30 protein-coding genes, 1 tRNA gene and 1 riboswitch are annotated in these 22,692 nt (G+C 68.1%); of the genes, 21 read left to right on the top strand and 10 right to left on the bottom strand.

The genetic code is table 11. The features are described from left to right. The first annotated feature begins 35 nt into the window (after positions 1 to 35). The 4 genes from trmB to AB0O24_RS05655 all read left to right on the top strand — a co-directional run bounded on the left by trmB (position 36) and on the right by AB0O24_RS05655 (position 3,792). Positions 36 to 791, top strand: a complete 756-nt coding sequence (gene trmB, locus AB0O24_RS05670) for a tRNA (guanosine(46)-N7)-methyltransferase TrmB (RefSeq protein ID WP_363373217.1) — start codon at positions 36 to 38, stop codon at positions 789 to 791. Continuing rightward, positions 788 to 1,648: a CPBP family intramembrane glutamic endopeptidase gene (locus tag AB0O24_RS05665; protein WP_363373214.1), complete on the top strand. Its 861-nt coding sequence runs from the start codon at positions 788 to 790 to the stop codon at positions 1,646 to 1,648. Before trmB ends, AB0O24_RS05665 begins: the two co-directional genes overlap by 4 nt. A 292-nt stretch (positions 1,649 to 1,940) precedes the next feature. Further along, positions 1,941 to 2,005, top strand: a riboswitch (guanidine-III (ykkC-III) riboswitch). 10 nt (positions 2,006 to 2,015) lie between these two features. Next, positions 2,016 to 2,339, top strand: coding sequence for an SMR family transporter (locus AB0O24_RS05660; RefSeq protein ID WP_307382124.1), 324 nt, complete (start codon positions 2,016 to 2,018; stop codon positions 2,337 to 2,339). A gap of 130 nt (positions 2,340 to 2,469) precedes the next feature. Next, positions 2,470 to 3,792 (top strand): hypothetical protein, encoded by a 1,323-nt coding sequence (locus tag AB0O24_RS05655; RefSeq protein ID WP_307382123.1) that lies wholly within the window; start codon positions 2,470 to 2,472, stop codon positions 3,790 to 3,792. A gap of 77 nt (positions 3,793 to 3,869) precedes the next feature. On the opposite strand, the gene AB0O24_RS05650 is transcribed toward AB0O24_RS05655, so the two are convergent. Further along, entirely contained in the window at positions 3,870 to 4,013 is a 144-nt protein-coding gene (locus AB0O24_RS05650; RefSeq protein ID WP_275801483.1) for a hypothetical protein, read from the bottom strand. Continuing rightward, a complete protein-coding gene (locus AB0O24_RS05645; protein WP_275801482.1) occupies positions 4,010 to 4,153 on the bottom strand; it encodes a hypothetical protein in 144 nt (47 codons plus the stop codon). Before AB0O24_RS05645 ends, AB0O24_RS05650 begins: the two co-directional genes overlap by 4 nt. Before the next feature lie 111 nt (positions 4,154 to 4,264). Here AB0O24_RS05645 and AB0O24_RS05640 point away from each other — a divergent pair, with 111 nt between their 5' ends. The 5 genes from AB0O24_RS05640 to AB0O24_RS05620 all read left to right on the top strand — a co-directional run bounded on the left by AB0O24_RS05640 (position 4,265) and on the right by AB0O24_RS05620 (position 9,423). Then, the gene (locus AB0O24_RS05640) at positions 4,265 to 5,440 is read left to right on the top strand and encodes a GAF domain-containing sensor histidine kinase (protein WP_363373210.1); all 1,176 of its coding nucleotides are present in this window, start codon (positions 4,265 to 4,267) and stop codon (positions 5,438 to 5,440) included. Between the two features lie 97 nt (positions 5,441 to 5,537). Next, a complete protein-coding gene (locus AB0O24_RS05635) occupies positions 5,538 to 6,041 on the top strand; it encodes an SRPBCC family protein (RefSeq protein WP_275801480.1) in 504 nt (167 codons plus the stop codon). Further along, positions 6,038 to 7,516 carry an NAD(P)/FAD-dependent oxidoreductase gene (locus AB0O24_RS05630; protein WP_307387364.1) on the top strand — a complete coding sequence of 493 codons (1,479 nt, stop codon included), beginning with the start codon at positions 6,038 to 6,040 and terminating at the stop codon, positions 7,514 to 7,516. The genes AB0O24_RS05635 and AB0O24_RS05630 overlap by 4 nt, the downstream gene beginning before the upstream one ends. Positions 7,517 to 7,518: 2 nt before the next feature. Next, positions 7,519 to 8,343: a DNA-formamidopyrimidine glycosylase family protein gene (locus AB0O24_RS05625; protein ID WP_363373207.1), complete on the top strand. Its 825-nt coding sequence runs from the start codon at positions 7,519 to 7,521 to the stop codon at positions 8,341 to 8,343. A gap of 9 nt (positions 8,344 to 8,352) precedes the next feature. Then, a complete protein-coding gene (locus AB0O24_RS05620) occupies positions 8,353 to 9,423 on the top strand; it encodes a spore photoproduct lyase family protein (RefSeq protein WP_363373204.1) in 1,071 nt (356 codons plus the stop codon). A gap of 6 nt (positions 9,424 to 9,429) precedes the next feature. On the opposite strand, the gene AB0O24_RS05615 is transcribed toward AB0O24_RS05620, so the two are convergent. From AB0O24_RS05615 to AB0O24_RS05600, 4 genes are all read right to left on the bottom strand, one after another. Further along, on the bottom strand, positions 9,430 to 9,579 hold the full coding sequence (locus tag AB0O24_RS05615) for a hypothetical protein (RefSeq protein ID WP_307382110.1): 150 nt from the start codon (positions 9,577 to 9,579) through the stop codon (positions 9,430 to 9,432). An 87-nt stretch (positions 9,580 to 9,666) separates the two neighbouring features. Beyond that, positions 9,667 to 9,795 (bottom strand): hypothetical protein, encoded by a 129-nt coding sequence (locus tag AB0O24_RS05610; RefSeq protein WP_307382107.1) that lies wholly within the window; start codon positions 9,793 to 9,795, stop codon positions 9,667 to 9,669. Then, positions 9,795 to 10,157, bottom strand: coding sequence for a hypothetical protein (locus AB0O24_RS05605; protein ID WP_307382106.1), 363 nt, complete (start codon positions 10,155 to 10,157; stop codon positions 9,795 to 9,797). Before AB0O24_RS05605 ends, AB0O24_RS05610 begins: the two co-directional genes overlap by 1 nt. 1 nt (position 10,158) lies before the next feature. Beyond that, positions 10,159 to 10,542: a hypothetical protein gene (locus AB0O24_RS05600; protein WP_307382103.1), complete on the bottom strand. Its 384-nt coding sequence runs from the start codon at positions 10,540 to 10,542 to the stop codon at positions 10,159 to 10,161. A 112-nt stretch (positions 10,543 to 10,654) separates the two neighbouring features. On the opposite strand from AB0O24_RS05600, the gene AB0O24_RS05595 reads away from it, so the two are divergent. From AB0O24_RS05595 to AB0O24_RS05565, 7 genes are all read left to right on the top strand, one after another. Then, a complete protein-coding gene (locus tag AB0O24_RS05595; protein ID WP_363373201.1) occupies positions 10,655 to 11,227 on the top strand; it encodes a MarR family transcriptional regulator in 573 nt (190 codons plus the stop codon). Continuing rightward, positions 11,224 to 11,403, top strand: a complete 180-nt coding sequence (locus AB0O24_RS05590; protein ID WP_363373198.1) for a hypothetical protein — start codon at positions 11,224 to 11,226, stop codon at positions 11,401 to 11,403. The genes AB0O24_RS05595 and AB0O24_RS05590 overlap by 4 nt, the downstream gene beginning before the upstream one ends. A gap of 103 nt (positions 11,404 to 11,506) precedes the next feature. Beyond that, positions 11,507 to 11,830 carry a hypothetical protein gene (locus tag AB0O24_RS05585; protein ID WP_275801470.1) on the top strand — a complete coding sequence of 108 codons (324 nt, stop codon included), beginning with the start codon at positions 11,507 to 11,509 and terminating at the stop codon, positions 11,828 to 11,830. Positions 11,831 to 12,161: 331 nt separating this feature from the next. Further along, the gene (locus AB0O24_RS05580; protein ID WP_275801469.1) at positions 12,162 to 13,331 is read left to right on the top strand and encodes an RtcB family protein; all 1,170 of its coding nucleotides are present in this window, start codon (positions 12,162 to 12,164) and stop codon (positions 13,329 to 13,331) included. Positions 13,332 to 13,403: 72 nt separating this feature from the next. Further along, positions 13,404 to 14,033: a hypothetical protein gene (locus tag AB0O24_RS05575; RefSeq protein WP_275801468.1), complete on the top strand. Its 630-nt coding sequence runs from the start codon at positions 13,404 to 13,406 to the stop codon at positions 14,031 to 14,033. Positions 14,034 to 14,163: 130 nt separating this feature from the next. Further along, on the top strand, positions 14,164 to 16,689 hold the full coding sequence (locus AB0O24_RS05570) for a phosphatidylglycerol lysyltransferase domain-containing protein (RefSeq protein ID WP_363373194.1): 2,526 nt from the start codon (positions 14,164 to 14,166) through the stop codon (positions 16,687 to 16,689). Continuing rightward, on the top strand, positions 16,686 to 16,955 hold the full coding sequence (locus AB0O24_RS05565) for a hypothetical protein (RefSeq protein ID WP_058614592.1): 270 nt from the start codon (positions 16,686 to 16,688) through the stop codon (positions 16,953 to 16,955). The genes AB0O24_RS05570 and AB0O24_RS05565 overlap by 4 nt, the downstream gene beginning before the upstream one ends. 81 nt (positions 16,956 to 17,036) lie before the next feature. Here the strand turns inward: AB0O24_RS05565 and AB0O24_RS05560 are convergent, their stop codons facing one another. Beyond that, on the bottom strand, positions 17,037 to 17,426 hold the full coding sequence (locus AB0O24_RS05560; protein ID WP_275800407.1) for a DUF5684 domain-containing protein: 390 nt from the start codon (positions 17,424 to 17,426) through the stop codon (positions 17,037 to 17,039). Between the two features lie 114 nt (positions 17,427 to 17,540). Here AB0O24_RS05560 and AB0O24_RS05555 point away from each other — a divergent pair, with 114 nt between their 5' ends. The 3 genes from AB0O24_RS05555 (at position 17,541) to AB0O24_RS05545 (ending at position 18,411) form a co-directional block, all read left to right on the top strand. Further along, positions 17,541 to 17,990 (top strand): hypothetical protein, encoded by a 450-nt coding sequence (locus tag AB0O24_RS05555; protein ID WP_275800406.1) that lies wholly within the window; start codon positions 17,541 to 17,543, stop codon positions 17,988 to 17,990. Between the two features lie 83 nt (positions 17,991 to 18,073). Beyond that, a complete protein-coding gene (locus AB0O24_RS05550) occupies positions 18,074 to 18,247 on the top strand; it encodes a hypothetical protein (protein ID WP_193751225.1) in 174 nt (57 codons plus the stop codon). Positions 18,248 to 18,335: 88 nt separating this feature from the next. After that, a tRNA-Arg gene (locus AB0O24_RS05545) sits at positions 18,336 to 18,411 on the top strand. 81 nt (positions 18,412 to 18,492) lie between these two features. Here AB0O24_RS05545 and AB0O24_RS05540 read toward each other — a convergent pair. Both AB0O24_RS05540 and AB0O24_RS05535 read right to left on the bottom strand, forming a co-directional pair. After that, a complete protein-coding gene (locus AB0O24_RS05540; protein ID WP_275797186.1) occupies positions 18,493 to 19,113 on the bottom strand; it encodes a hypothetical protein in 621 nt (206 codons plus the stop codon). A 171-nt stretch (positions 19,114 to 19,284) separates the two neighbouring features. Next, positions 19,285 to 19,782 (bottom strand): hypothetical protein, encoded by a 498-nt coding sequence (locus AB0O24_RS05535; protein ID WP_275797188.1) that lies wholly within the window; start codon positions 19,780 to 19,782, stop codon positions 19,285 to 19,287. Between the two features lie 45 nt (positions 19,783 to 19,827). On the opposite strand from AB0O24_RS05535, the gene AB0O24_RS05530 reads away from it, so the two are divergent. Further along, positions 19,828 to 20,280: a hypothetical protein gene (locus AB0O24_RS05530; protein WP_275797190.1), complete on the top strand. Its 453-nt coding sequence runs from the start codon at positions 19,828 to 19,830 to the stop codon at positions 20,278 to 20,280. A 104-nt stretch (positions 20,281 to 20,384) separates the two neighbouring features. Here the strand turns inward: AB0O24_RS05530 and AB0O24_RS05525 are convergent, their stop codons facing one another. Further along, entirely contained in the window at positions 20,385 to 21,815 is a 1,431-nt protein-coding gene (locus AB0O24_RS05525) for a right-handed parallel beta-helix repeat-containing protein (protein ID WP_363373189.1), read from the bottom strand. Positions 21,816 to 21,988: 173 nt separating this feature from the next. Between AB0O24_RS05525 and AB0O24_RS05520 the strand changes: the two genes are divergently transcribed. Further along, positions 21,989 to 22,692: IS256 family transposase (locus tag AB0O24_RS05520; RefSeq protein WP_363373515.1), on the top strand; the 704-nt coding region annotated here is incomplete at its 3' end.

The following is a 22,692-nucleotide window of genomic DNA, read 5'->3' as shown; positions in this document are numbered from 1 at the left end:
AATCTGTCGCTTCCGCGTCGCTCGAGCGACAGAAAATGACCCCTCACGCGGCGGATAACCTGGATGCCATGGATGCCGCGCCCGTGTTCCGCGACAAGCCGGTGTCGTTCGTGCGTCGAAGCGGCCGCATGTCCGAGGCGCAGGACCGCGCGTGGGCCGAGCTCTCGCCGTTCTACCTGCTGCCCGTGGAGCGCGCCGCGGCGGCGACGAGCGTCAAGGCCGGTGCGACTGTCGACCTCGCGCAGGTCTACGGGCGCTCGGCCCGCCTCGTCGTCGAGATCGGCTCGGGGCAAGGCCACCAGATCGTTTCGGCCGCAGCCAGCGACCCCGAGACCGACTTCCTCGCGGTCGAGGTGTTCACGGCGGGCCTCGCGCGCACCATGCTCGACGCCGACCGCGAGGGCGTGAAGAATCTACGCCTCGTCGAGGCCAATGCCCCCGAGGTGATGGAGCATATGCTGCCCGCGGCATCCGTCGACGAGCTCTGGGTCTTCTTCCCCGACCCGTGGCACAAGAACAAGCACATGAAGCGGCGCCTCGTCGCCCCCGACTTCGCCCGCGTCGCCGCGCGGGCGCTCCGCCCCGGTGGCACCCTGCGCCTCGCGACCGACTGGCAGGACTACGCCGACCAGATGCGCGACGTCCTCGACGAGGCCGATGGCTTCGAGCGGGCGTTCGCGGGGGAGTGGGCCGAGCGTTTCGACGGCCGCGTGCTCACCGCCTTCGAGCGCAAGGGTCTCCGGGTCGGCCGCGACATCCGCGACCTGACCTATACACGGGTCTCCCCGTGACCGCGCACACCGCGGTGCCGGTGCGCGAGCGTTCCACCTGGACGCCGAAGCTCCTCCCGGCGCTGTTGGTGTGCCTCGCCGCCCCGGTGCTGTTCGTCGTCCAGATCGTGTGGCTCGGGTGGTTGCTGCTGGCTCTCGCCGTGGCATCCGCGGTCCTCGTCGACCGCCGCAACGGGGTCGCCCTCGCCCGGAGCGAAGAGCCCAGCATCGCCCGCGACGTGTCGCTCGTCGCGATCGGGCAGTTCATCGTCAGCCTGATCCCGCTGCACGCCGAACTCGACAACGCCGCCTTCGTGCGGTTCACCCTCGCCCTCGGCGGTGCGGTCGTCGTTCCCTACGTCATCTCGCGCTTCGTCTACCGCGACTATGCGATCCGCTTCCCCTGGCGCGGCGGCGGACGCTGGACCTGGTGGCAGTGGGCGTGGCTCGCCGGGGTGATCGTGCTGGGGTATCTGATCCTGCCGTTCTACTTCATCACCTCGGGCGTCTACATGAACTGGCCCGTCGTGGACACCCCCGACCTCGTCGCGCGCCTGTTCGTGGGGGTCGGCGCGGTCGGCATTTGGGACGAGCTCTTCTTCATCTGCACCGTGTTCGTGCTGCTGCGCCGGCACTTCCCCGACCTCACAGCGAACCTCCTGCAGGCGATCGTGTTCGTCTCGTTCCTGTGGGAGCTCGGCTACCAGGCGTGGGGACCGCTGCTCACCGTGCCCTTCGCGATCGTCCAGGGCTTCCTGTTCCTGAAGACCCACTCGCTCTGGTACGTCGTGACGGTGCACCTGCTCTTCGACGCCGTGGTCTTCGGCGTGCTCGTGCACGCGCACAATCCGTCGGCGGCATCCATCTTCCTGCTCTGACGCGCCTTCCGGGTGCTGTCGGTATCCCGGTCGGGGCTCCGCGGAGCAGCCGCCTCGCGCACAAACGGCGTTCACACACAGAAACGCGAGGAGAGCGTGTTTCCGTGCGCGAATCGCGTTTATGCGCCCGCCCGCACAGGACCCGCCCGCACCCGCACCCCGCGCAGGACCCGCCCGCACCCGCACCCCGCGCAGGACCCGCCCCGCTCCGGCAACCCACATCACGGACGAGCGGATGCCGACCCCCGGTGCCCCGCATGGGCTCTGCCCAGGCGCGTTCCCTACCGTAGGAGGAGGACGCTCGATCGCGTCCCCGGACGAGGGATCAGTACCCGGAGCGCGACAAGACTGGCCAGGGAGTACAGCCATGTCGTGGATCGTCCTCATCGTGTCCGGAATCCTCGAGGCGGTCTGGGCCACCGCGCTCGGCCGCTCGGAGGGCTTCACCAGGCTCTGGCCGACCGTGGTCTTCGGCGTCGCGCTCGTGGCATCCATGGGCGGACTCGCCTTCGCGATGCGCGAGATTCCCACCGGCACCGCGTACGCGGTGTGGGTCGGAATCGGTGCGGCCCTGACGGTCGTCTTCGCCATGGCCACGGGAGCTGAGGCGCTCTCGGTGGTCAAGGTGCTGCTCGTGCTGGGGCTCGTCGGGTGCGTCGTCGGCCTCAAGCTGGTCAGCGACACCCACTGACCAGGGACTTTTCCTGAAAGTCAACCGGATGGAACGTTCGGTTTGATCCGCTACGATCTGGCTTCACTGCACTTGTCCGGGCCCGACACCGTCGTCACTCGCCCACATCTTCCTCTGTGAAAGGTTCCGAGTGAGCGCACCGCCGAGCGAGCTTGCCTCCCCGACGCGTCCCTCGCGCGTCATCGAGCGCCCGAGCCGATACCGTCGCCTCGACCGCCTGCGCGGGTCGCGCATCGGCCGTGCACTGCGGCAGTACGGCGAAGACGTCCTGCGTCCGCCGCAGGGCGCGGTGCCCGTGGAGCGCGGATCGTTCACCCGGGTTCTGCTGCTCTGGGCCGTCGCGCGCGCGGTGAACTTCGGATTCCTCTGGGGCTTCTACTCGATCGCGAAGGCCGCCCGCTGGGGCTTCGGTCCCGACAGCGAGCGCCTCGGCACCTTCTTCGACTACCTCACCGGCTGGGACGCCGACCGTTACGGGCAGATCGCGGCGCAGGGGTACCCGATGTCGCTCCCGATGAACGTGTCGGGCGACATCCTCCCCAACAACTGGGCGTTCCTGCCCGTCTTCCCCGGACTCGTCCGGGTTCTCTCGGATGCCACGGGCCTCGGGTGGCAGCCCATCGCGGTGCTCCTCAGCCTCGGCGCGAGCCTCGGCGCCACCTGGCTGCTCTTCCTCCTGCTGCGCACCGTCACCAAGCCCCAGCCGGCCTGGTGGGCGGTCGTGTTCTTCTCCTTCGCGCCGATGTCGTTCCTCTTCGTCATCGGGTACAGCGAGGGCCTGTTCATGGCGCTGATGTTCGGAGCGATGCTGCTCGCTATCAAGCGCAAGTACCTCTGGATCCTCCCCATCGGCCTCATCACCGCCTACACGCGGCCGGGTGTCCTCGCCCTCGGGCTCGCTCTCGGGATCGTCTTCCTGGTGCGGTTCTTCCGTCGCCGCGTGGATCCGTTCCCCGTCCGCGAGTGGGCGTCTCTCATGGTCACCGGCGGAACCATCGCGATCGCCGGTCTGTCGTGGAACCACATCGCGCAGTACGTGACCGGGACCCACAACGCCTACATCCGCACCGAGCTCGGCTGGTGGCTCGACTACGTCGGCAACGACGCGTTCACGCCGTTCACGCCGTGGTTCCGCCAGGCGGGCACGCACCTCGGCGTCGTCGGCATCGTGCTGGTGATCGCCCTGATCGTCGCCTTCGTCGCGCTGATGTGGTCGCGTCCGGTCCGCCGTCTCGGACTCATGGTCGTGTCGTACGCGTTCAGTTACGGGGTCTACATCCTCGCGGTGTTCCTTCCGCAGCAGAGCACGTTCCGTCTGCTCATGCCGATGGCGCCGATGATGGCCGACGAGCGCTGGTCGTCGACCCCGCGTCGCCGTGCCGCGATCCTGGTCGGGTGCCTTGTCCTGCAGGTCGTCGCGATCCTTCTGCTCTGGACCCGCGGGAACCCGTGACCTGAACGAACGACGAGGGGGCGACGCCGCGATGGCGTCGCCCCCTCGTCGTTCCGCGGGGTGTTCGTTCCGCGAGGTCAGTCGGGGCTGCCGCCGGGGTCCACGGCCTCGATCATGTCTTCCTCGACCGGGTTGTCGGCATCCATCTCCGCGGTGCCGACGGCTTCGGCCTCGTCCTCGGCGAAAGCGCCGGCTGACTCGTCGCTCTTCCCGCCGCTCATCGCGTGACTCCGGAAGGAGCCGGGGCGGTCTCGGGCGGGAGCGGCACCGTGGGCTCTGCGGGGTTCGGGGCGAGGGGCTCGGGCGCTGTCGGGGTGCCGGGTTCGGTGGGCGTCTGAGGGGAGGGGGTCGGAGTGCTCATGTCGTCACTCTTCGCGCGAGTCGGGGCGGATGCGACCCCCTTCCACCCCGGCCGCAGGGGGTGTAACCGCACTAGGCTCGGGGGAGGGGAGTACCACAAAGAGGGGACGACGTGTCCACAGCGCATGATGTGACGCGACGCGAGGCGATCGCGCAGTACCGGCTCATCGGGGAGCCGTCGGAGCCCGATCTGCAGGGGCTCGTCGAACTCGCGGCCACGATGTGCGGCGTTCCCACCGCGGTGATCAACATCATCGACGACCGGATGCAGCACCAGATCGCGGCTGTCGGCATCCAGGCGGCTGTCTGCTCCCGCGAGGACTCGATGTGCGCGGCCGTGATCAGCTCTCCGGGACGCGTGGTCGTCCCCGACGCCCAGCTCGACAGGCGTTTCGCCCAGAATCCCTTCGTCACCGGCGAGATCGCCCGCGTCCGGTTCTACGCCTCCAGTCCGCTGATCACGCCCGCGGGCGTCGCGATCGGCACGCTGTGCGTGTTCGACGACGTCGTCGGAGAGCTTTCGGATGCCAGCAGCCGAGCCCTCGACCTGCTCGCCCACCAGGTGATCGATGTCCTCGAACTGCGGCGTATCCAGCGTGAGCTGGTGGAGTCCAACGCGCAGCTCGAGCAGTTCGCGGTCCAGGTCAGCCACGACCTTCGCAACCCGCTCACGGCGCTGACCGGCTTCATCGAACTCGCCGCCGACAGCCCCGAGATGGCGGAGGCGCCCCGGGCGGCGCAGTCTCTCGCGCGCGCGGAGGCTGCCGCCGGACGAATGACCGCAATGGTCACCGACCTGCTCGATTTCGCTCGAATGGGTGGGACGCGACCTCGCGTGACCGAGGTCGACGTGGCCGACACCGTCGACGCCGTGCTGGAGGACCTCGACGGAAGCCTCGTCAGCGCGGGGGCCGAGGTGACGGTGGACGCGTCCACCCTCGTCCGCGCCGACGACACCCTCCTGCGGGTACTGCTGCAGAATCTCATCGCGAACGCGGTGAAGTTCACGGTCGCCGCCGAGCGGGTTCCGCGGATCCGCGTCACGGTCGAGACACTGCCCGACGGGTGGAGGATCAACGTGGACGACAACGGTGAGGCGCTCGAACCCGAGATGCGCGACCGCGTCTTCGAGCCCATGCAGCGTGGACACGGTGCCGACGTGCCGGGAATCGGCATCGGGCTTGCGACCTGCCAACGCATCGTCGACGCGCATAACGGCTCGATCGGCCTCGACGCGTCTCCGGAGGGCGGGACGCGCGCGTGGTTCGTGCTCCCGGCGGCGGCGTGACGGTTACCGGGCGATCCGCCTGAGCGCAACCGTCGCGACGAGCCTCGTGACCGGGCCGTAGCGTGGACGGACATCCCACCGACGAGGAGGAGCGACCGTGGCCCGCAATGTGCGTCTGATGCGCTGTGCTCCCGAGGACGTCTTCCGCGTGCTCTCCAACGGATGGCTCTACCCGCTGTGGGTCGTCGGCGCCTCGCGCATGCGCGACGTGGCGGAGGAGTGGCCCGCCGAGGGGGCGACGCTTCATCACTCCTTCGGATCCTGGCCCGCTCTGGTCAACGACACGACCATCATGCGGGTGTGGGATCCGCCCCGGCGTGCCGTGCTCGAGCCGCACGGGGGCCCGATCGGCATCGCGCGTGTGGCGGTCGACGTCAAGGCGCGCGGCGACATGTGCGTCGTCCGCCTGCAAGAGGAACCCGTCACCGGTCCGACCACGCTGCTTCCGGACGTCGTCTTCGACGCCATCACCCGATGGCGCAACGCCGAGACGCTTCACCGTCTCGCCTACCTCGCCGAGGGTGGTGCGCCCGGGACGAGCGGTGGTTCGGCGGCGCGCGGTCACGAGTCGACCGCCGAACGGGAGCCGATCGACCGATGAGCGAGAACTACGACGCGATCATCGTCGGCTCGGGGCCGAACGGTCTCGCCGCCGCCGTGACCCTCGCCCGCGCGGGACTGTCGGTGGCGGTGTACGAGCGCTCTGCGACCTTCGGGGGAGCGGCTTCCACCGCCGAGCTGACGCTCCCCGGCTTCCACCACGATGTCGGTTCGGCCGTGCACCCGCTCGCGTTGGAGTCGTGGTTCTTCCGTGAGTTCGGGCTCGATCGCCGGGTGCCGCTGGTCGTGCCGGAGGTGTCGTACGCCCACCCGCTCGACGGGGGCCGTGCCGGCCTCGCCTTCCGCGACCTCGAGCGGGCAGCCGACGCCCTCGGCGTCGATGGAGCGGCGTACGAGCGCCTGATGCGTCCACTGGTCGATCATCTCCGCGGCGTGGCCGACTTCACCGGCAATGCCCTGTTGCGCATTCCCGGAGACCCTCTCGCGGCGTTCTTCTTCGGCATCCGCTCGCTCGAACAGGGCGGCCCCTGGTGGAACACACGGTTCCGCGAAGAGGTCGCTCCGGCGCTCATCACGGGCGTCTCGGCGCACACGATCCTCTCGCAGCCGAGCCTGGCTGCGGGCGGGGCGGGTCTTGTGCTCGCGACCTACGGACACGGTCGCGGGTGGCCGATTCCGATCGGCGGCAGCCAGGCGATCGCCGACGCGATGATCGCCGACATCCGCGCGCACGGCGGCATGCTGCACGCCGACGTCGAGGTCACCTCGCTTGACGAGCTCCCACCCTCCCGTGCCGTCCTGCTCGACACCACGCCGCGTGCGCTCGTCCGCCTCGCGGGGGATCGGATGCCGGCGGCCTACCGTCGTGCCCTCGAAAGGTTCCGCTACGGCGGCGGCGTCGCCAAGGTCGACTTCGCGCTGAGCGAGCCCGTGCCGTGGGCGAACGCCGACATCGCCCGCGCGGGTACGGTGCACATCGGCGGCACCCGGGCCGAGATCGCGGCGGCCGAGAACGCGGTGGTCCGCGGGAGTCTCCCCGACGCGCCGTACGTGCTCGCCGCCCAGCCGACGCTGTTCGACCGCAGCCGCGCCCCGGAGGGAAAGCACGTCCTGTGGGCCTACACGCACGTGCCGTCGGGCAGCACCGCCGACCGCGAAGAGGCGATCGTCCGTCAGATCGAGCGATTCGCGCCCGGGTTCCGTGACGTCGTCCTCGCGTCGGCCTCGCGGACCGCGGAAGACATCGAGGCGTGGAATCCCAACTTCCCCGGTGGTGACATCTCCGCCGGAGCCCCCACGTTCACTCAGCTGCTCGGGCGCCCCGTCTACAGCCCCGACCCCTGGCGCACCCCGATCAGAGGGGTGTACCTGTGCTCCTCGTCGACGAGTCCCGGACCGGGAGTGCACGGGCTCGCGGGCTGGCAGGCGGCGCTCAGCGCCCTGCGGCACGAGTTCGGCACGCGGTTGCGACCGGATCTCGCGCCGCGCGACGACCAGATCGTCTCGGCCGCGTAGACGTGCCGGAGGGCGACAGCGTCTATCGCCTACGGCAGCGCTTCGACGCGGCCACGACGGGGGAGCGCGTGCGCGACGGCGAACTGCGTTCGGGCCCTGCCGCCGGCACCTCGCTCGCGGGCCGACGGATCCAGGGGTACGACACGCACGGCAAGCACCTGCTGACCCGGTTCGACGACGGCACCACCCTGCACACGCACCTGCGGATGCAGGGCAGCTGGACGCTGACCCGCGCGGGGCGTGCTCTCCCCACCGCCGTGCGGGACAAGGCCCGTGTACGCCTCCGCCTCGACGACGGCCGTGAGCTCTGGGGGCTCGATCTTCCCGTGGTCGAACTCCTCCCGACCGCGCGAGAGGCCGACGCCGTGGGGTATCTCGGTCCCGATCCGCTGCGAGAGGACTGGGATGCCGTCGAAGCGGTGCGACGGTTGTCGCTCTCGCCCGCTCGGCCTTTCGTCGCCGCGCTGCTCGATCAGACGCGGATCGCCGGCCTCGGCAACCTGTGGGTCAACGAGCTCGCCTTCCTGCGTGGCATCCATCCCCTCGCTCCCATCGGGGCGACGGATCTGGACGCCCTGGTCGCTCTGGCCGCGCGGTGTCTGCGGATCTCGGCGACGATCCCGGGGATGTACCAGGTGACGACGGGAGACCGGGGCAAGGGACGGTCGCACTGGGTGGTGGGCCGCGCGGGTCGACCGTGTCTGCGTTGCGGGACGCGCGTGCACGTGCGCGAGGAGGTCGCGGGCGACGCCGAGCAGCGCCGCACCTGGTGGTGTCCGCGATGCCAGCCGATGCCGTCGGGCACCGATGTCGGAACCCCGGAGTAGAACGGGACGATGGCCGTCGCTCGAGAGGATCTGCTGCGCGTCACCCGCATCTACGCGGAAGACGCGGCGCTCGAGCTCGAACGCGGGCGCGAGATCGTCGCGCGGTGGCCCGACGCCGACATCGTTCCGATCGCCTCGCACTGGCAGATCCCCGAGGTCCACGGCGACGAGACGAACGTCGCTCGGTGGGTGCGTATCAAGACCGAGGCGCTCGTCCTGGGGGTGAAGAAGAGCGTGGCCACCCGGGTCAACGGCCGGTCGGCCGACTTCATCGCTCCATCTCTGTCGAACGGCTGCGCCATGGCCTGCAGCTACTGCTACGTGCCGCGACCGAAGGGTTACAGCAACCCGATCACCGTCTTCGCGAACATCGAGCAGATCACGAAGCACCTCGCCCGCCATGTCGCTGCGCGCGGACCCAAGACGGATCCCAACCAGTGCGACCCCGAGGCGTGGGTCTACGACATCGGAGAGAACGGCGATTGCTCCGTCGACGCGATGATCAGCGAGAACGTCCGCGACGTGTGCGATCTGTTCCGCATGATGCCCACGGCGAAGGCGTCCTTTGCGACCAAGTTCGTCAACCGTGACCTCCTCGAGTGGGATCCGGCGGGACGCACGCGAATCCGTTTCTCGCTCATGCCGACGGCGACGGCGAAGGTCACCGACCTCCGCACGTCGCCGATCTCGGAGCGCATCGCCGCGATCAACGATTTCGTCGACGCGGGGTTCGAGGTCCACGTGAACTTCTCGCCGGTGATCCTCACCCCGACGTGGCTCACCGATTGGCGAGAACTCCTCGACGAGATCGATGCCACTCTGCACCCGCGCGCCAAGGCGCAGCTCGCGTGCGAGGTGATCTTCCTCACACACAACGAGGGCCTGCACCAGGTCAACCTCGGCTGGCATCCGAGAGGTGAAGAGCTTCTGTGGACGCCGCGGCTGCAAGAAGAGAAGCGATCGCAGAACGGTGCCGTCAACGTCCGGTACCGCCATCCGCTGAAAGCGCAGAGCGTCGCCGCGCTGACGGGACTCATCGCCGAGAGGCTGCCGTACTGCCGCGTTCGTTACGCGTTCTGAGCGCCGCTACGAGATGTCACCCGCCGGCGAGTCCGACGTGGTGGCCGCCTCGTCGGCATCCTTCTGCGCGGCAGCGCCTTCATCGGGTGACTCGCTTCCGGCCCCGTTGGAGTTCTCGTCGGGGGCGTCGTCGGCGCGACCGTCGTGGTTCGTCATGTCTTCTCCTTCTCGTCGCGGGCCGCTTCGGTGGCCCGCGAGCGACGCTGGCATGCCCCGGTGGGTGTGTCCAGGGGGTCGACACCGCTAGAGAGGCACGACCCCGTAGCGCGCCGTGAAGGCCGCAGCCGCGGCGTCTTCGAAGTCGTCCGCCTCGTCACGCAGATCGGCGTCGCGAAGGTCGACGTGGCGCATGTCGCTGCCGTCCACGGTCATCACAGGAGCGGCGCGAGAGCGCCGGCGGTCAGGGCGAAGCCGAGGGCGGTCGCGCCGAGGGCGGTGGCCGCGGCGAGCGAGAGGCGTTCGGTGCGGCGTCGACGGGCGGCGTTCACGGGATGCGCGGTGGAGCGGAGAGAGGCCTTCGCGGCGTCGAGATCGTCGTACCGGCCGATCGGGATGCCGTGCGCGTCGCGGGAGACGTACCCGCCCGCGACCTCGTCGACGGATCCGAAGTACTCACCGCCGTGGTGAGCGACCCAGAACCCGGTGTCGACCTTCGCCCACATCGTGCGCGCGGGGGCCGTGCGAGAGAGCGCCGTGCGAGCGGGGGCGGGTACCTGTGGGGACGTGATCGTCATGTCAGGCCGCCGCGGTCAGCGACGAACGTCGCGAGGAGACGGGGGTCGGGCGCGAGGGGGAGACGCGCTTCTCGGCGTCGTGCGCTGGGATCTCCGCGGAGAGGTCCACCATGAGCCCGGCCGATGAGTTCGCCATCTCGGCCATGTTCTTCAACACGGTCGCGTTCAGCGTCTCGGGTTCGGCCGTGTCGAAGACGAACCGGAGAGGAATCGAGGGCTGCAGCCAGAGGGTGGAGCGGCCGGGGGTGCCGTCGACGTGGGTCCAGCTGAGGGTGAAGCTCTCGCTACGGCGGAGCTTGGTCGTCACGACCACCTTGACGTGCGAAAGCAGGCGGTCGGGAATCTCGATCGATTCGGTCGACGTGGCGTAGAACATGTTGCCCATGTGTTGCTCCTTCCTCAGCGGTTAGCTCTTCTAAGAACATACTCGCTTAGTAACTAGTTCGCCTAACTATTATTCTGAGGTATAGTCGCCCCAAACTGAGGGGAGGTCTGCCATGACGGATGTCGATGTCGCGAACCGTGGCACGACCGCCGCCCAGCCGAGCTACTGGTACGGCGACGCGCCCTCCGATCGTCGGCAGCGGCACCAGACGGTGCTCGAAGCCCTCCGGGTCTATCGTGCCGCCGAGGTGGCCATGCGCCGCCGTACGCGCGACTCGATGTCGATGGGCGAGAACGAGCTCCTCGTGCTGCGCTACCTTCTGCGCGACCCGTCACGAGAGGTGCGCCCGGGCGAACTGACGCGCTACCTCGGGCTCTCCACCGCCTCGACCACGGCGCTGTTGGACCGGCTGGAACGCTCCGGCCACATCGTTCGCGTCGCCAACCCCGGCGATCGTCGCAGTATCTTCATCCGCTCGACGCCCCGGGCCGACGCCGAGGTGCGCCAGACGCTGGGCAACATGCACGAGCGCATGCTCGCGGCGGTCATCGACATGACGCCCGAGGAGTCCGCCGTGGTGGTGGCCTTCCTCCGCCGGATGAGCGACGCCGTCGACGGCGTCGCCGTCGAGGGCGGCTCCGGCGAGCACGGCGCCATCGAGGACGCGGCGGTCGAGTCCTCGTGATCTATGTGATCGTCGGCGGCCCGCGCGACGGACAGCACGTCGACGACCTACCCCGCGGCTACCGCCTCTCGCTCGCCGACCCGCCTCCCGAACCGTTCGGCGAGTTCGAGACGGTCCGCGCGGTGTGGTTCGAACTCGACCAGGCGATGTTCCGTTCCACGCAGCGTCGCGACTGATCCGTACCGTACGGTTCCCATCTCGGCAACCCACCCCCCCGTGTGCGTGTCATCCCCTCAGGGTGAATTCATGCGCTGCGTGACATATGCCGGAGAGACCGTTATGACGACCGACGACGTCGCCTCGTCACTCATCGAGTTGACGGCGGCGGTGGCGAAAGAGGGGCAGGCCGAGGCGGTGAGCATCCCCATCGTCACGAGCGACAACAAGGTTGCTCAGGCCGAACTCGTCATCGGCGTCGGGAACGACGTTCTCTCCGCGCCGGTCGAATGGGATGACGAGGAACCCGACTTCTCGCACGCGGCCAAGGAACTCCGTGACCACCGCTTCTTCCCGCACACGCAGCTGCGCATGGTGGAGCCCGATTCGGATGCCGACGGCGAAGGGGCCATCGACTGGGATTTCGATCAGCCCACCCAGGCCTGACGGCTGCACCCGATCGATCGAGGGGTGACCAGGATGCCGAGACTCTTGCGCTGAGTCCGCGGCATCCGTTATGTTCGCAAGCCCGTGCCAGCCGGCGCGGAGAGCCGAGGAAAGACGAGACGATGACCGCGAAGCGCGATCGCCGCACGGAGCAGCAGTACCTGCCGTTCCTCCTCCCGTCGTACCCTCCGGCGCCGGTCGTCTAGACACCCGTCTTCACAACGCCCCGCACCGTCAGGTCGGGGCGTTTCTCTTTCCACGCGAGTGGGAGCGTGCCCCGATCCGAGGCTCACTCACCGCGCATCCGCGCACCACAAGAAGGAAAGGATCCATGCAGAAGCTCACCGAACGACTGGTGTCGTGGGCGAGCCTGATCGATGACAAGACCATCGAGCAGGCCCGCACCTCGTCGACCATGCCGTTCATCCACCCCCACCTCGCCCTCATGCCCGACGCCCACCTGGGCCTGGGCGCGACGGTCGGCTCGGTCATCCCGACGCTCGGCGCCATCATGCCCGCGGCCGTCGGCGTCGACATCGGCTGCGGCATGATCGCCGTCAAGACGCAGTTCCACGCCTCCGACCTCGAGGGCCGGGACCTCGCGGAGCTGCGGCAGCAGATCGAACGCGCCATCCCGCTCTCGGCCGGTCGTGACAACCGCAAGATCGTCGCCACCGCCGAGCCGCGTGTCGCCGAGTTGGAAGCGCTCGCCGAGAAGGCCGAGTTCGACCCGGCGGCCTACGCGGGGCACTGGCGGAACCAGCTCGGCTCGCTCGGCAGCGGCAACCACTTCATCGAGATCTCGCTCGACGAGAACGACGACGTGTGGATGTTCCTGCACTCCGGCTCCCGGGGCGTCGGCAACCGCATCGCGCAGCACCACATCAAGGTCGCGCAGCGCCTGGCGAAGCAGTGGTGGATCGAGCTTCCGCACCCCGACCTGGCCTACCTGGTCGAGGGGACGCCGGAGTTCACCCGGTACATCCGCGAGCTGCGGTGGGCCCAGCACTTCGCCCTGCTCAACCGGGAGGAGATGATGGACCGCGTCGCGAACCAGCTCGGCCGCTTCCTCGACACGCCTGTCGAGGAGCGCGAGCGGATCAACTGCCACCACAACTTCACGGAGTCCGAGAGGCACTTCGGCAAGCAGGTGTGGGTGTCGCGCAAGGGCGCGATCATGGCGGATGCCGGTCGCCCGGGGCTGATCCCCGGCTCGATGGGCACCGCCTCGTACGTCGTCGAGGGGAAGGGCAACCCCCTCTCTCTCAACTCGTCGCCGCACGGCGCGGGCCGGGAATACTCCCGCTCCGCCGCTCGCAAGACCTTCACGCACGAGCAGCTGCGTGAGGCGATGGCGGGTATCGAGTACCGCGACACCGACGCGTTCATCGACGAGATCCCGCAGGCGTACAAGCCGATCGACCGGGTGATGGCGGATGCCGCCGACCTGGTGACCGTGCGCCACACGCTGCGGCAGATCGTCAACGTGAAGGGCGACTGAACCGGATGCCACGGATGCGACCGCGCGTCCGTGGCATCCGTCGTTCTCGGCCCGGCCTCATATCCTGAGGAGATGCGCGCGAGAAAGAGGACGTGGCGGATCGGGGGCATCCTGCTCGGAGTCGCGGGAGTGTTGACGCTCCTCGCGGGGCAGTACATGCTGAGCGCGTTCGCCCTGCGAGTCGTGATCGACCTCGTCTGGGCCTCCGGTGTGCTCGTCTTCGCGGTGGGTCTTTCCCGCGATGCGAGTGTCGTCGTCCGGCGCCCGCTCGGGATGACGGCGCTCATCATCGTCGCGGTGACCCCGCTGGTCTCGGACGGAGTGGTCCTCGCCCTGCCGGAGGTGCGTTCGCCGGACGATCCCGCGGCCGTCGCGGCATCCGTCGTCTCCTGGGGTGGGACCATCGTCTCTCTGGCGGCCGGACTCGTCGCCGCGGTGCAGATCGCGCGGCTGGGTGGCGTGCCGCGCCGCTGGCGGTTGATGCCGATGTGGGCTCTCTGCGTGAGCGTCGGCGCGGCGGCGTTGCAGTACGCGCTCGTTGCCATTCTCTTCGGTGCCGGGGCGGGGCAGGACGTCCTGGTCGCGGCCAACATGATCGGGGTGCTGTCGCTTCTCGCCCCGACCCTCGGATTGGGTGTCGTCGCGCTCGTCGCGGCGGCGTCGGAGCGCCCCGACAGCGTCGACGTGTATCGCCCGGTGTAGCGAGGCGAGCCCCGCCGACCAGCGGAGACGAATACACCCTGAGGTGGATGCCTTCGTTCACCTCGGTCGGAGAGCATGAAGTGTCGCCGCCGCTCCGCGCGTGCGACGAACCGCTTCGGAGCACTGTTTCATGCCCTCGACCGTCGCCTCGGCACCGCCTCCCCTTACCGACCCCTCGATCGACGTTGTGGTGGATTCTCACCGCGCTCGTCGGTTCACGATGCCGTTCGCGGCGCTGGCGCTCGCCGCCGTCGTGACGACGGTGAGCCTCTCGCCCCTGGGCGCGGCCGCGTTCCTCGACGCCCCGCTCGACCTCCGTGCCGTCCTCGTCGCTCTGTTCCGGGTCGACGACCTCCGGCTGCTCCCGTTCATCGTGGCGGCGATTCTGCTCATCGGGGCCGGTGCCGAGCGCGTGATGGGGGCTCGGCGCGTGCTCCTCGCGTATATCGGAGGCGGGGTCGCCATCTCGGTCCTGGGGCTCGCGATCGGCGTGGTCGAGACGTCGTTCCTGCCCGCGTTGCCGCTGAACTCTCCGCCGTTCGAGGGTGCACCGCCGATCGCCGCGCTCCTCGCGGTGACCATGGCCTCCAGCTGTTTCGCCGGCGCGCTGTGGCGCCGCCGTGTGCGGCTGGCGAGCGTCTTCGTCGCCCTGACCCTGTTCCTCTACTCCGCGTCGGCGAGCGACCTGTACGCCCTCGTCGCTCTGCCCGTCGGGCTCGCGGTCGGCATGCTCGCGGGCGGTCGGCGCGCGCGGCTCCGCGTCCAGCGGAGCTCCCACCATGAGACGCGGGTCCTTCTCTCGGCCCTCACCGCGGTGACGGCGATCGGACCCGTCATCGCCACGGTGTGGGGGAGCGGTGCCGGTCTGCTCTCGGTCTACGGGTGGCTGTCGATGGACCCCCTGACATCGGCCGACGGGTTCGTGTGCGTGGGCTCATCCGCCCTGCCGTGCCCGTCCGCCGAGAACTATGCGGAACTGCAACCGCTCGCGGGATGGATCGCCATCCTGCCGCTGGCGATCCTCCTCGTCGCATCGTGGGGGATCCTGCGCGGACGCCGCGGCGCTCTCGGTCTCGCCATCGCGATGAACCTGCTGGTGTTCGCCGGGGTGGCATACCTCTTCGTGGTCACGGAGCCTTCCACGCTCGCCGACCTGGCCGCCGTGCGTCCGGCCGACGCGATCTCGGTGTGGCAGACGCTCGTCGGTCTCGCCGTCAGCGCTTCGGTTCCTCTCGTCGTCGCACTGACGCTCTTCGTGTTCCGTCGAGCCGCGCCCGTGCCGTCCGTCGCCGGCGCGCGTTCGTCCTTCATGCTGACCGTCGCGATCGCGGCGTCGGCGACCCTGGCGTTCACGCTCGCGGGGACGCTGGGATTCGCCGACCAGTTCAGCCCCCGCCCGGACGCGGCTTTCCTCGTGCAGACGCTGCCGCTGCGGTTGCTCCCGCCCACCCTGCTCCCCGTCGAGTCGGTGCAGTTCGTTCCGCTGACGCCGTGGGCACAGGCGATCTGGTACCTCCCGCCGGCGGCCTTCTGGGCCGTGTGCCTCGTGGCCGCCCTCCGCCTCGTTGTCCGTCCGAGCGGTGCCCATGCCACGGGTGATCGCGTGCGGGCGCGCGCGGTGCTCGAGCGCGGGGGCGGCGGAACGCTCGCGTGGATGACGACCTGGCCGGGCAATGCCTACTGGTTCGCCCCGGACGCCGACGCGGCGTTCGCGTATCGCGTCTCCGGTGGCGTCGCGGTGACGCTCGGGGGAGCGTTCGGTGCCGACCGCGCGCGGCCCGATATCGGACGCGCGTTCGTCGACTTCTGCGGCGAGCACGGCTGGACCCCCGTGTTCTACAGCGCCGACGACGAGACGCGGGACGCCCTCGCGGATCTCGGATGGCAGCACACGAGCGTCGCCGATGAGGCCCTGCTCGACCCGCGCACGTGGACGCCGACGGGGAAGAAGCGACAGGACGTCCGGACCGCGACGAACCGCGCGGCTCGTGAGGGCGTGACGACTCAGTGGACGCGCTGGATGGACCTCACCTTCCTCGACCGCGCGCAGCTGCGCGAGATCTCCGAAGGGTGGGTCGCCGACAAGACGATCCCGGAGATGGGCTTCACGCTCGGCGGTCTCGACGAGACGGCGGATCCGGCGGTGCGTCTCATGCTCGCGCGTGATCGTGAGGGGCGCATCGTCGCGGTGACGAGCTGGCTGCCCGTGCGCGGATCGGACGGCGTCGTCGGCTACGCGCTTGACGTCATGCGCCGCCGCGACGACGCGATGAACGGTGTCATGGAGTTCGTCATCGGAGCCGTGGTGGAGCAGACCCGGGGCGAGGGGTGCTCGGTCCTCAGTCTGTCCGGCTCGCCGTTGGCATCCCATCGAGAGGGGGATGCCGCCGACCTCCCCGCCGTCGATCGTGTGCTCGAACAGCTCAGCGCTCTGCTCGAGCCGGCGTACGGGTTCCGCTCCCTCGCGAACTTCAAGAAGAAGTTCCAGCCGGAGTTCGCGCCGATGTGGATGATCTACCCCGACGCCACGCATCTGCCGGCCATCGGCCTGGCCCTGTTGCGCTGTTACGTACCCGGACTGACGCTCGCGGGCGCCGCGCGCCTCGGCGCACGGCTGCGCCCTGCTGCTCGAGAGACCGCCGAGGTGTCTCCGTGAGCGCTGCGAGTGCGCTCGAGCGCCAGCGCGCGGCGATCCGCGCCGCCCAGGCGCGGCTCGCCGCGTTCGTCGCGAGTACGTCCGCCGACGTCGACGACGCCGCGCGAGATGCCGAGGCGGCGCTGCGGTCGGCCGTGTCGTCGGGGGCGGGGCTCGATCGTGTCTCGGCCGAGCTCGAGCTCAGCCCGCGGGCGCTGCGGGCGATCGTCGAGGGGTCGGTCCGCTTGCGCAGCCTGCACCCCGACGATCGCCTGCGTCCCGCCTGACGCGGGCCCGAGACCGCGAGGGCCCCGACGACCGCGGGCGTGCGTTCGTCGGGGCCCTCCGCCTCGGCATCCCGATCGGGATCAGATGCGCTCAGCGCGGTATGTGTCGCTGCTGAAGGCGAGAATCAGGTACCCGATGATGTGCAGCAGCACCAGCAGCACGATCGAGAAGAACCAGCCGTGGCCGAAGGCGCGGCCGATGCGGATCGACACGATGATGTAGAACACGAACCCGACGATCGGGATGATGTACAGCAGTGCGAACCAGCCCGAGAATCCCGCGATCTTCGTCAGGAAGATGACGTTCACGATCGGGATGATCGCGAGCCACCCCGGGTACCCGGCCTTGGTGAACACGCGCCACAGCGCCACGACGAGCAGCACGTAGACGGCGAGGCCGATGAGCGAGTTGGTCGCGCTCAGCGCGAAGATCGAGGTCTGGTCGGTGATGGACGGGCTCGAAGTCAGCATGCGCTCATCGTAGAGGTCTCTCAGCTTCCGTTCAGGTTTCGGATCCGGATGCCGGGCCCCGCCGCCGCGCTCCTCACCGGGGTTACGCTCGGGGAACGCGATTCGGGGAGGGACATGGGCGAGCGCCGATTCGAGTGGGGCGGCTTGAGCGCCGATCGCGCCGACTACGTCACCGCGGCGGAGGCTCTGGCCATGCTCGAGATCCTCGCCTTGGCCCACACCGACCTCGAGGTGACCACGGACCTTCGCGACGGGGCCGCGCATGCGCGTTTCGCCCGCGGTGCACGCTGGGCGGTCGTCTCGACGCCGGGATCGCGCTGGTTCTCGGTCAAGACCGACACCGGCCACCGTATGCAGCTCGTCGACGCCACCTCGTCGAAAGATGAGAGCGCCCGCCTCCTGGCCGTCTACGTCGACGTGGCCGAGGCGTACGTCCGCGGCGATGCGGTCCCCGTCCCCGCGGGGATGTTCGGCGCGACGTCGGTGACCGTCGACGTCAACGGCCGCGCGGTCGTGCTCACCCCGTCTCTCGGCCGTCGCGTGCGGGCGCTGTTCGGCCGATAGGCCCGGCCGCGCCCTCGGTCAAGCCTCTGCAGCGCCCGCGGCCTCCTTGCCAGGCTGGACGCACACGCGACGAGAGGAATGCCATGAGCGACCCCCAAAACTCCGCACCCGCCGACGACGCGGCCGACCTCGGCGACGACCCCACGGTCAAGCCGAGCCAGGAGAACGACCCCGACGAGGCGTCGAAGGCCCCGACGAAGGACGACCCGAACGTCGACCACCAGGCGACCGGGATCGGCGTCATCGGCGACGAGTGATCCGGATGCCGCGCCCCGGCGCCGCGCGGGTCGCTCCGGCCCCGCGGCGTCGGGGGCGGTCGTGGCGCGGTGATAACCTTGACCGTCCGCCTCCGTAGCTCAGGGGATAGAGCGTTGGTTTCCGGTACCAAAGGTCGCAGGTTCGATTCCTGTCGGGGGCACCAGTCGGGACAAGGGATCGCGGGTCATTCAGACCCGCGGTCCCTTACCTCATGGCAACACGGTGGCAACATTTCCTAGAAGCTTTAGGCTTCCGAAGTGATCGAGGCGCCACCGCCGGGGGTAAGAACGAAGCGATTCTCGAGAATCGGTTTCCACTCCTGCGGGTCAGGAGGAACGTCTCCCGCTTCGGGTTCCGTCTCATGTTGACGCGCATGGGAAACAAGGCAAGCGAGCGCGTCGAGACGCCAGTTGGCTCTCACGATCGACAGCACAGCGTCCACTAGCGCTTCTTCGTCCACGGGTTTGCGGTGTCGGGGCGTGTGAAATTCGAGACTCTCGCGCGACCACTGACCCAGGTCTGTCTCATGGAGCAGGTCATGGACGTACCGGTTTCTCTCTTGATAGGCCGCGTAGATGTCGTCGAGAGCTGCTTTGGCTGCGTCCGCGAAATATTCGTCGGCCGGACCGAGTCTTCTCTTGATTTCCCGCACCAGCTCGGCAAAGTTCTGTGGTCCGTCTTTGAGATCTGCAGGATTCGGGCGGTCCTGTAGCCATCCGTGCACGTCTCGAGCGGTGCTTTCCATCGCCACTGCGAGCCTCGCCATGAGACCGATGCGGAACGTCGCCCTCTGATCCGCGGAAAGACTCGTAAGGTCGGGCAGGTAGCTCTCTGCGAGTGTCCCAGGCGGGGCTACGTGGTTCATCCTTGACTCCGTTCCGATTCTCGAGTTCGAGCGGTGTCCAAGGCGGCCGCGACCGCGTCTAGATCATCGTCGCTCGGCATCAACAAGGCTGGCCGCCTGCGGCGCGTTCCCGCCGCGTGATCGAAGAACGCATCCCGAATGCATTCGTGAAGCCGACTCAGCCGGGAGATCTCAGTCCGCGTGCTCGATAAGAATGCTCGCGCCGTTGTGCGGGTGATACGACCATGAGATCGAGTAGCCGTCCCATTCGTCAGTCTGGCGGCCGTCGAGCGCCCGGGTCTGACTGATCTCGGCCTCGATCGCAGCCGGCGCGTCGAGACTATTGAGGACGCACGTCATCTGCGAGTAGGTCGGGCCGTCGTACTTCGTGACCCGGTTCAACTGCACGGCCTCTCCGGAGTCAAGGATCTGTACGGTACTCGAGAACGTGACCCCGCATTTCGTGAGTCGGTCCCGAAACGTGTCCAGGCGCGCCGCCTCGGCGGCTTCCTGTTCCGCAGCGATACGTGCGGCTTCGTCAGCGGCAGCTTGTTGGGCAGCGTGCACGGATACCGGAATGGCGATCGCAACGGCGACGACGAGAACACCAACGCCACCCGCGATCCATGGCCACGCCCGTCGCCTCGGGCGTGGTGGTGACTCGCCGATTCGTGCCTGTGACTCGCTCATCACGCCCCCCATTCTTGAGTCGAGATTAGACCCTATGCTCCAGCTATGACCTGGCAGATATTCGTAGCGTTCGCCGTCCCCGTGCTCGGCCTGCTTGGCTCACTGCTTACGAGCAACCGGGACCCTGGGGAGTACCGTCGACTCAAGCACGCCGCAGAAGCCCTTTCGGCTGTGCCCGCCGAGTCGGCCGCGTTCGATGCCCTCGACAAACTCGTGGCAGTTCAGGCCGAGGGGCTACGAGGACGAGAGACCGTGAGGCTGGCCCGGAATCTCAACGTCTTCAACCTCGTCTTTGCGATCATCCTTGGGGCAGTCGGCGCGCTCACTGCGTTCTGGCTTTGGAACTGGTCCGCCAGCGTCTGGGGTACGCCCGCCTCCTGGCTCGTTGCCCCTGCGTGCGTCCTACTCGCCTTGGTAGTCGCACTCATTGTCGGTGCCGGCTTCTCAACGATTTTCAAGCCGCCCGCGCCGAAGAAACCGCGAACCTCGCCAAGTTGACCCCATCGAAGACCCCGGGGGAAGAGGGTAAGTCGAGGAGCGAAGCGCTGGGCATGGGAGGGGTGGGTGTCCCAGGGGCGGCCTCTTGTACTCCGATTGCGGCGCTACTTCTCGCACACGGTCGTCGCCGGGTGCAGAGGGACAGGCGAACTGGATGCCAGCGTGTTGTCGCATCCAAAGACGTTGCGAGAACGGTCCTCCCTCTCGTAGAAGCCCATCTCGGGAGGCTCGATGGCTCCCGTGAGGGTGATGGCGTTGTCCGCGAAGACGTTTCGGTACCCCCAATCGCGGGTACCGATTTGCGTGGTGGTCGTTCGCATCCCGAACCTCAGCCCGCTGGTGACTGTGTTTTTCATCACGAGATAGTCGTCGCCTTTGACCTGGAGAGCGGCGTAGATGCTTTGTTCGTGCTGGGCGGAGAAGACGATGGTGTTGTTGTAGATGAGGCCTCCGGTTGAGCTCTCTTTGGCTTCGATTCCCTCGGCGGTGACGTTGGTGATGGTGTTCCAGACGACGATGTTTCCGTCGCTGTTGTCCACATCGCACGGGCCGGTGCAGCTGTTGTTGCCTTGGGAGTTGCCGATGTAGATGCCCTCGCCATATCGGCCGTCTTGGAACCATGTCACGCCGTCGCCGGGTATCGTCCCGTCGAGGCCCGTGTCGGAGATCGTGTTTGCGGCGAAGAGGTTGTTACTGGAGTTCTTCTGCGCGTACATGCCGCCTTGTGCAGTGTTCTTGATTCGCAACCCGTAGAAGCGGGAGTCGTCCGTGTATCGCAACTCCACGCCCTTCTGAGCGTTGGTGATGGTGAAGCCATTTACGTGAATGAACGAGCTGTTGTAGACGCGCACTCCGATGTCGCCGTTCATGTTGACAGGGTTTGGGTAGGCCTGAACCACTGCATTGCGAGACCCACAAAGGGAGATCATCTGTGATGCGCTGCCGTGTTTGTGGCTGACGGTCAGTGGGCCATAGACCCCGTCCGAGAGGCGGATCGATGTACCGGGCGTAGCGGCTGCGATCGCAGCGTTCGCGTCCTCCGTGTTCGACACTACGACTGTGGGTGGTGGGCAAGTGGAGACGTCCGCCGAGCGAGGCTGGAGGTACGGCTGCTGGTGCACGACGGTTTGCGATCGCTGCGATTCGGTGCCGCCAAATGAGACGGCAGTCACGTCGTAGGTATAGGTCCGCCCGAACTCGAGTCCTGCGTCGAAGGCCTGGGTGTTTTCGTGCCCTTCGACGGTGAGGACGCGTTCGCGAGGCTGCCCGGACGATGACCTGTATATGTAGTACTTGTTCGCAGCTTCGACTTGCGGCCAGCTCAGCGTGAGCCCCGATCGTTTGGCGTACGGCTCTGAGGCGGACGGAGGGGTTGCCGTGATGGGCCTGCCCTCGATAGCAGAGAAATCGAGGATCTCGAACGAGTCGAGATGAATGCTCTTGGCTGATGCAGTCGACGCATTGGCGTCGGCAGTCCACTCGATACGAAGGGTGTGGGTGCCGAATCCGGTGGGGTCCGAAGCTGTGCTGAGCATCCCTTTTTTGAACTGATTCTCCGCGGCGTATCGGTCGAGAGCGTGTCAAATGGTGTGTGTAAGGGGTGGGTCTCCTTACGAAAGGAATCACACTGTTGGCTATCGACAAGGCGTCGCGTGAAGAGCGGCGTAAGGCCCAGGCTGAGGGTGCTCAGCGTCTGATCGAGTCCGGGATGCTGGATGACTTGTTCGCGAAGATCGACGCCGGCGAGGTTCAGCTCGATGGCGACGGCGGCTTCATTCAGCAGCTGATCAAGACCGGTCTCGAGCGGGGGCTGCAGGCGGAGCTGACCGAGCACGTCGGTTATGAGAAGGGCGACCCCGAAGCGGCGCTGCATCCGAACTCCCGGAATGGGTCGTTTCCGAAGACGGTGGGGACCACGGCGGGCGAGGTCGAGTTGCAGATCCCCCGGGACCGCAACGGCACGTTCACGCCGCGGCTGGTCCCGACCGGGTCGCGACGGTTGTCGCAGTTGGACGAGATGATCGTCTCGCTCTACGCCGGCGGGATGACCGTCCGCGACATCGAGCATCACCTTGTCGCAACCCTCGGCGTCGACCTCAGCCACGAGACGATCTCCAACATCACCGAGGAGATCGCCGACGAGGTCCTGGCCTGGCAGTCACGGCCGCTGGAGGCGTTCTACCCCGTCATCTACCTCGATGCCCTGGTGATCAAGGTCCGTGACGGCGGCCACGTCCGCAACAAGGCCGCGCACATCGCTGTCGGCGTTGATATGGACGGCATCAAGCACGTCCTCGGGATCTGGGTCCAACACGCCGAGGGCGCGAAGTTCTGGGCGTCCGTCTGCGCCGAACTCGCCAACCGTGGTGTCCGCGATGTCCTCATCGTCTGCGTTGACGGGCTCACCGGGTT

Source organism: Microbacterium sp. NPDC086615 (assembly GCF_040686055.1).
GTDB lineage: Bacteria > Actinomycetota > Actinomycetes > Actinomycetales > Microbacteriaceae > Microbacterium.
This window is presented reverse-complemented; position numbering and strand designations above follow the sequence as displayed.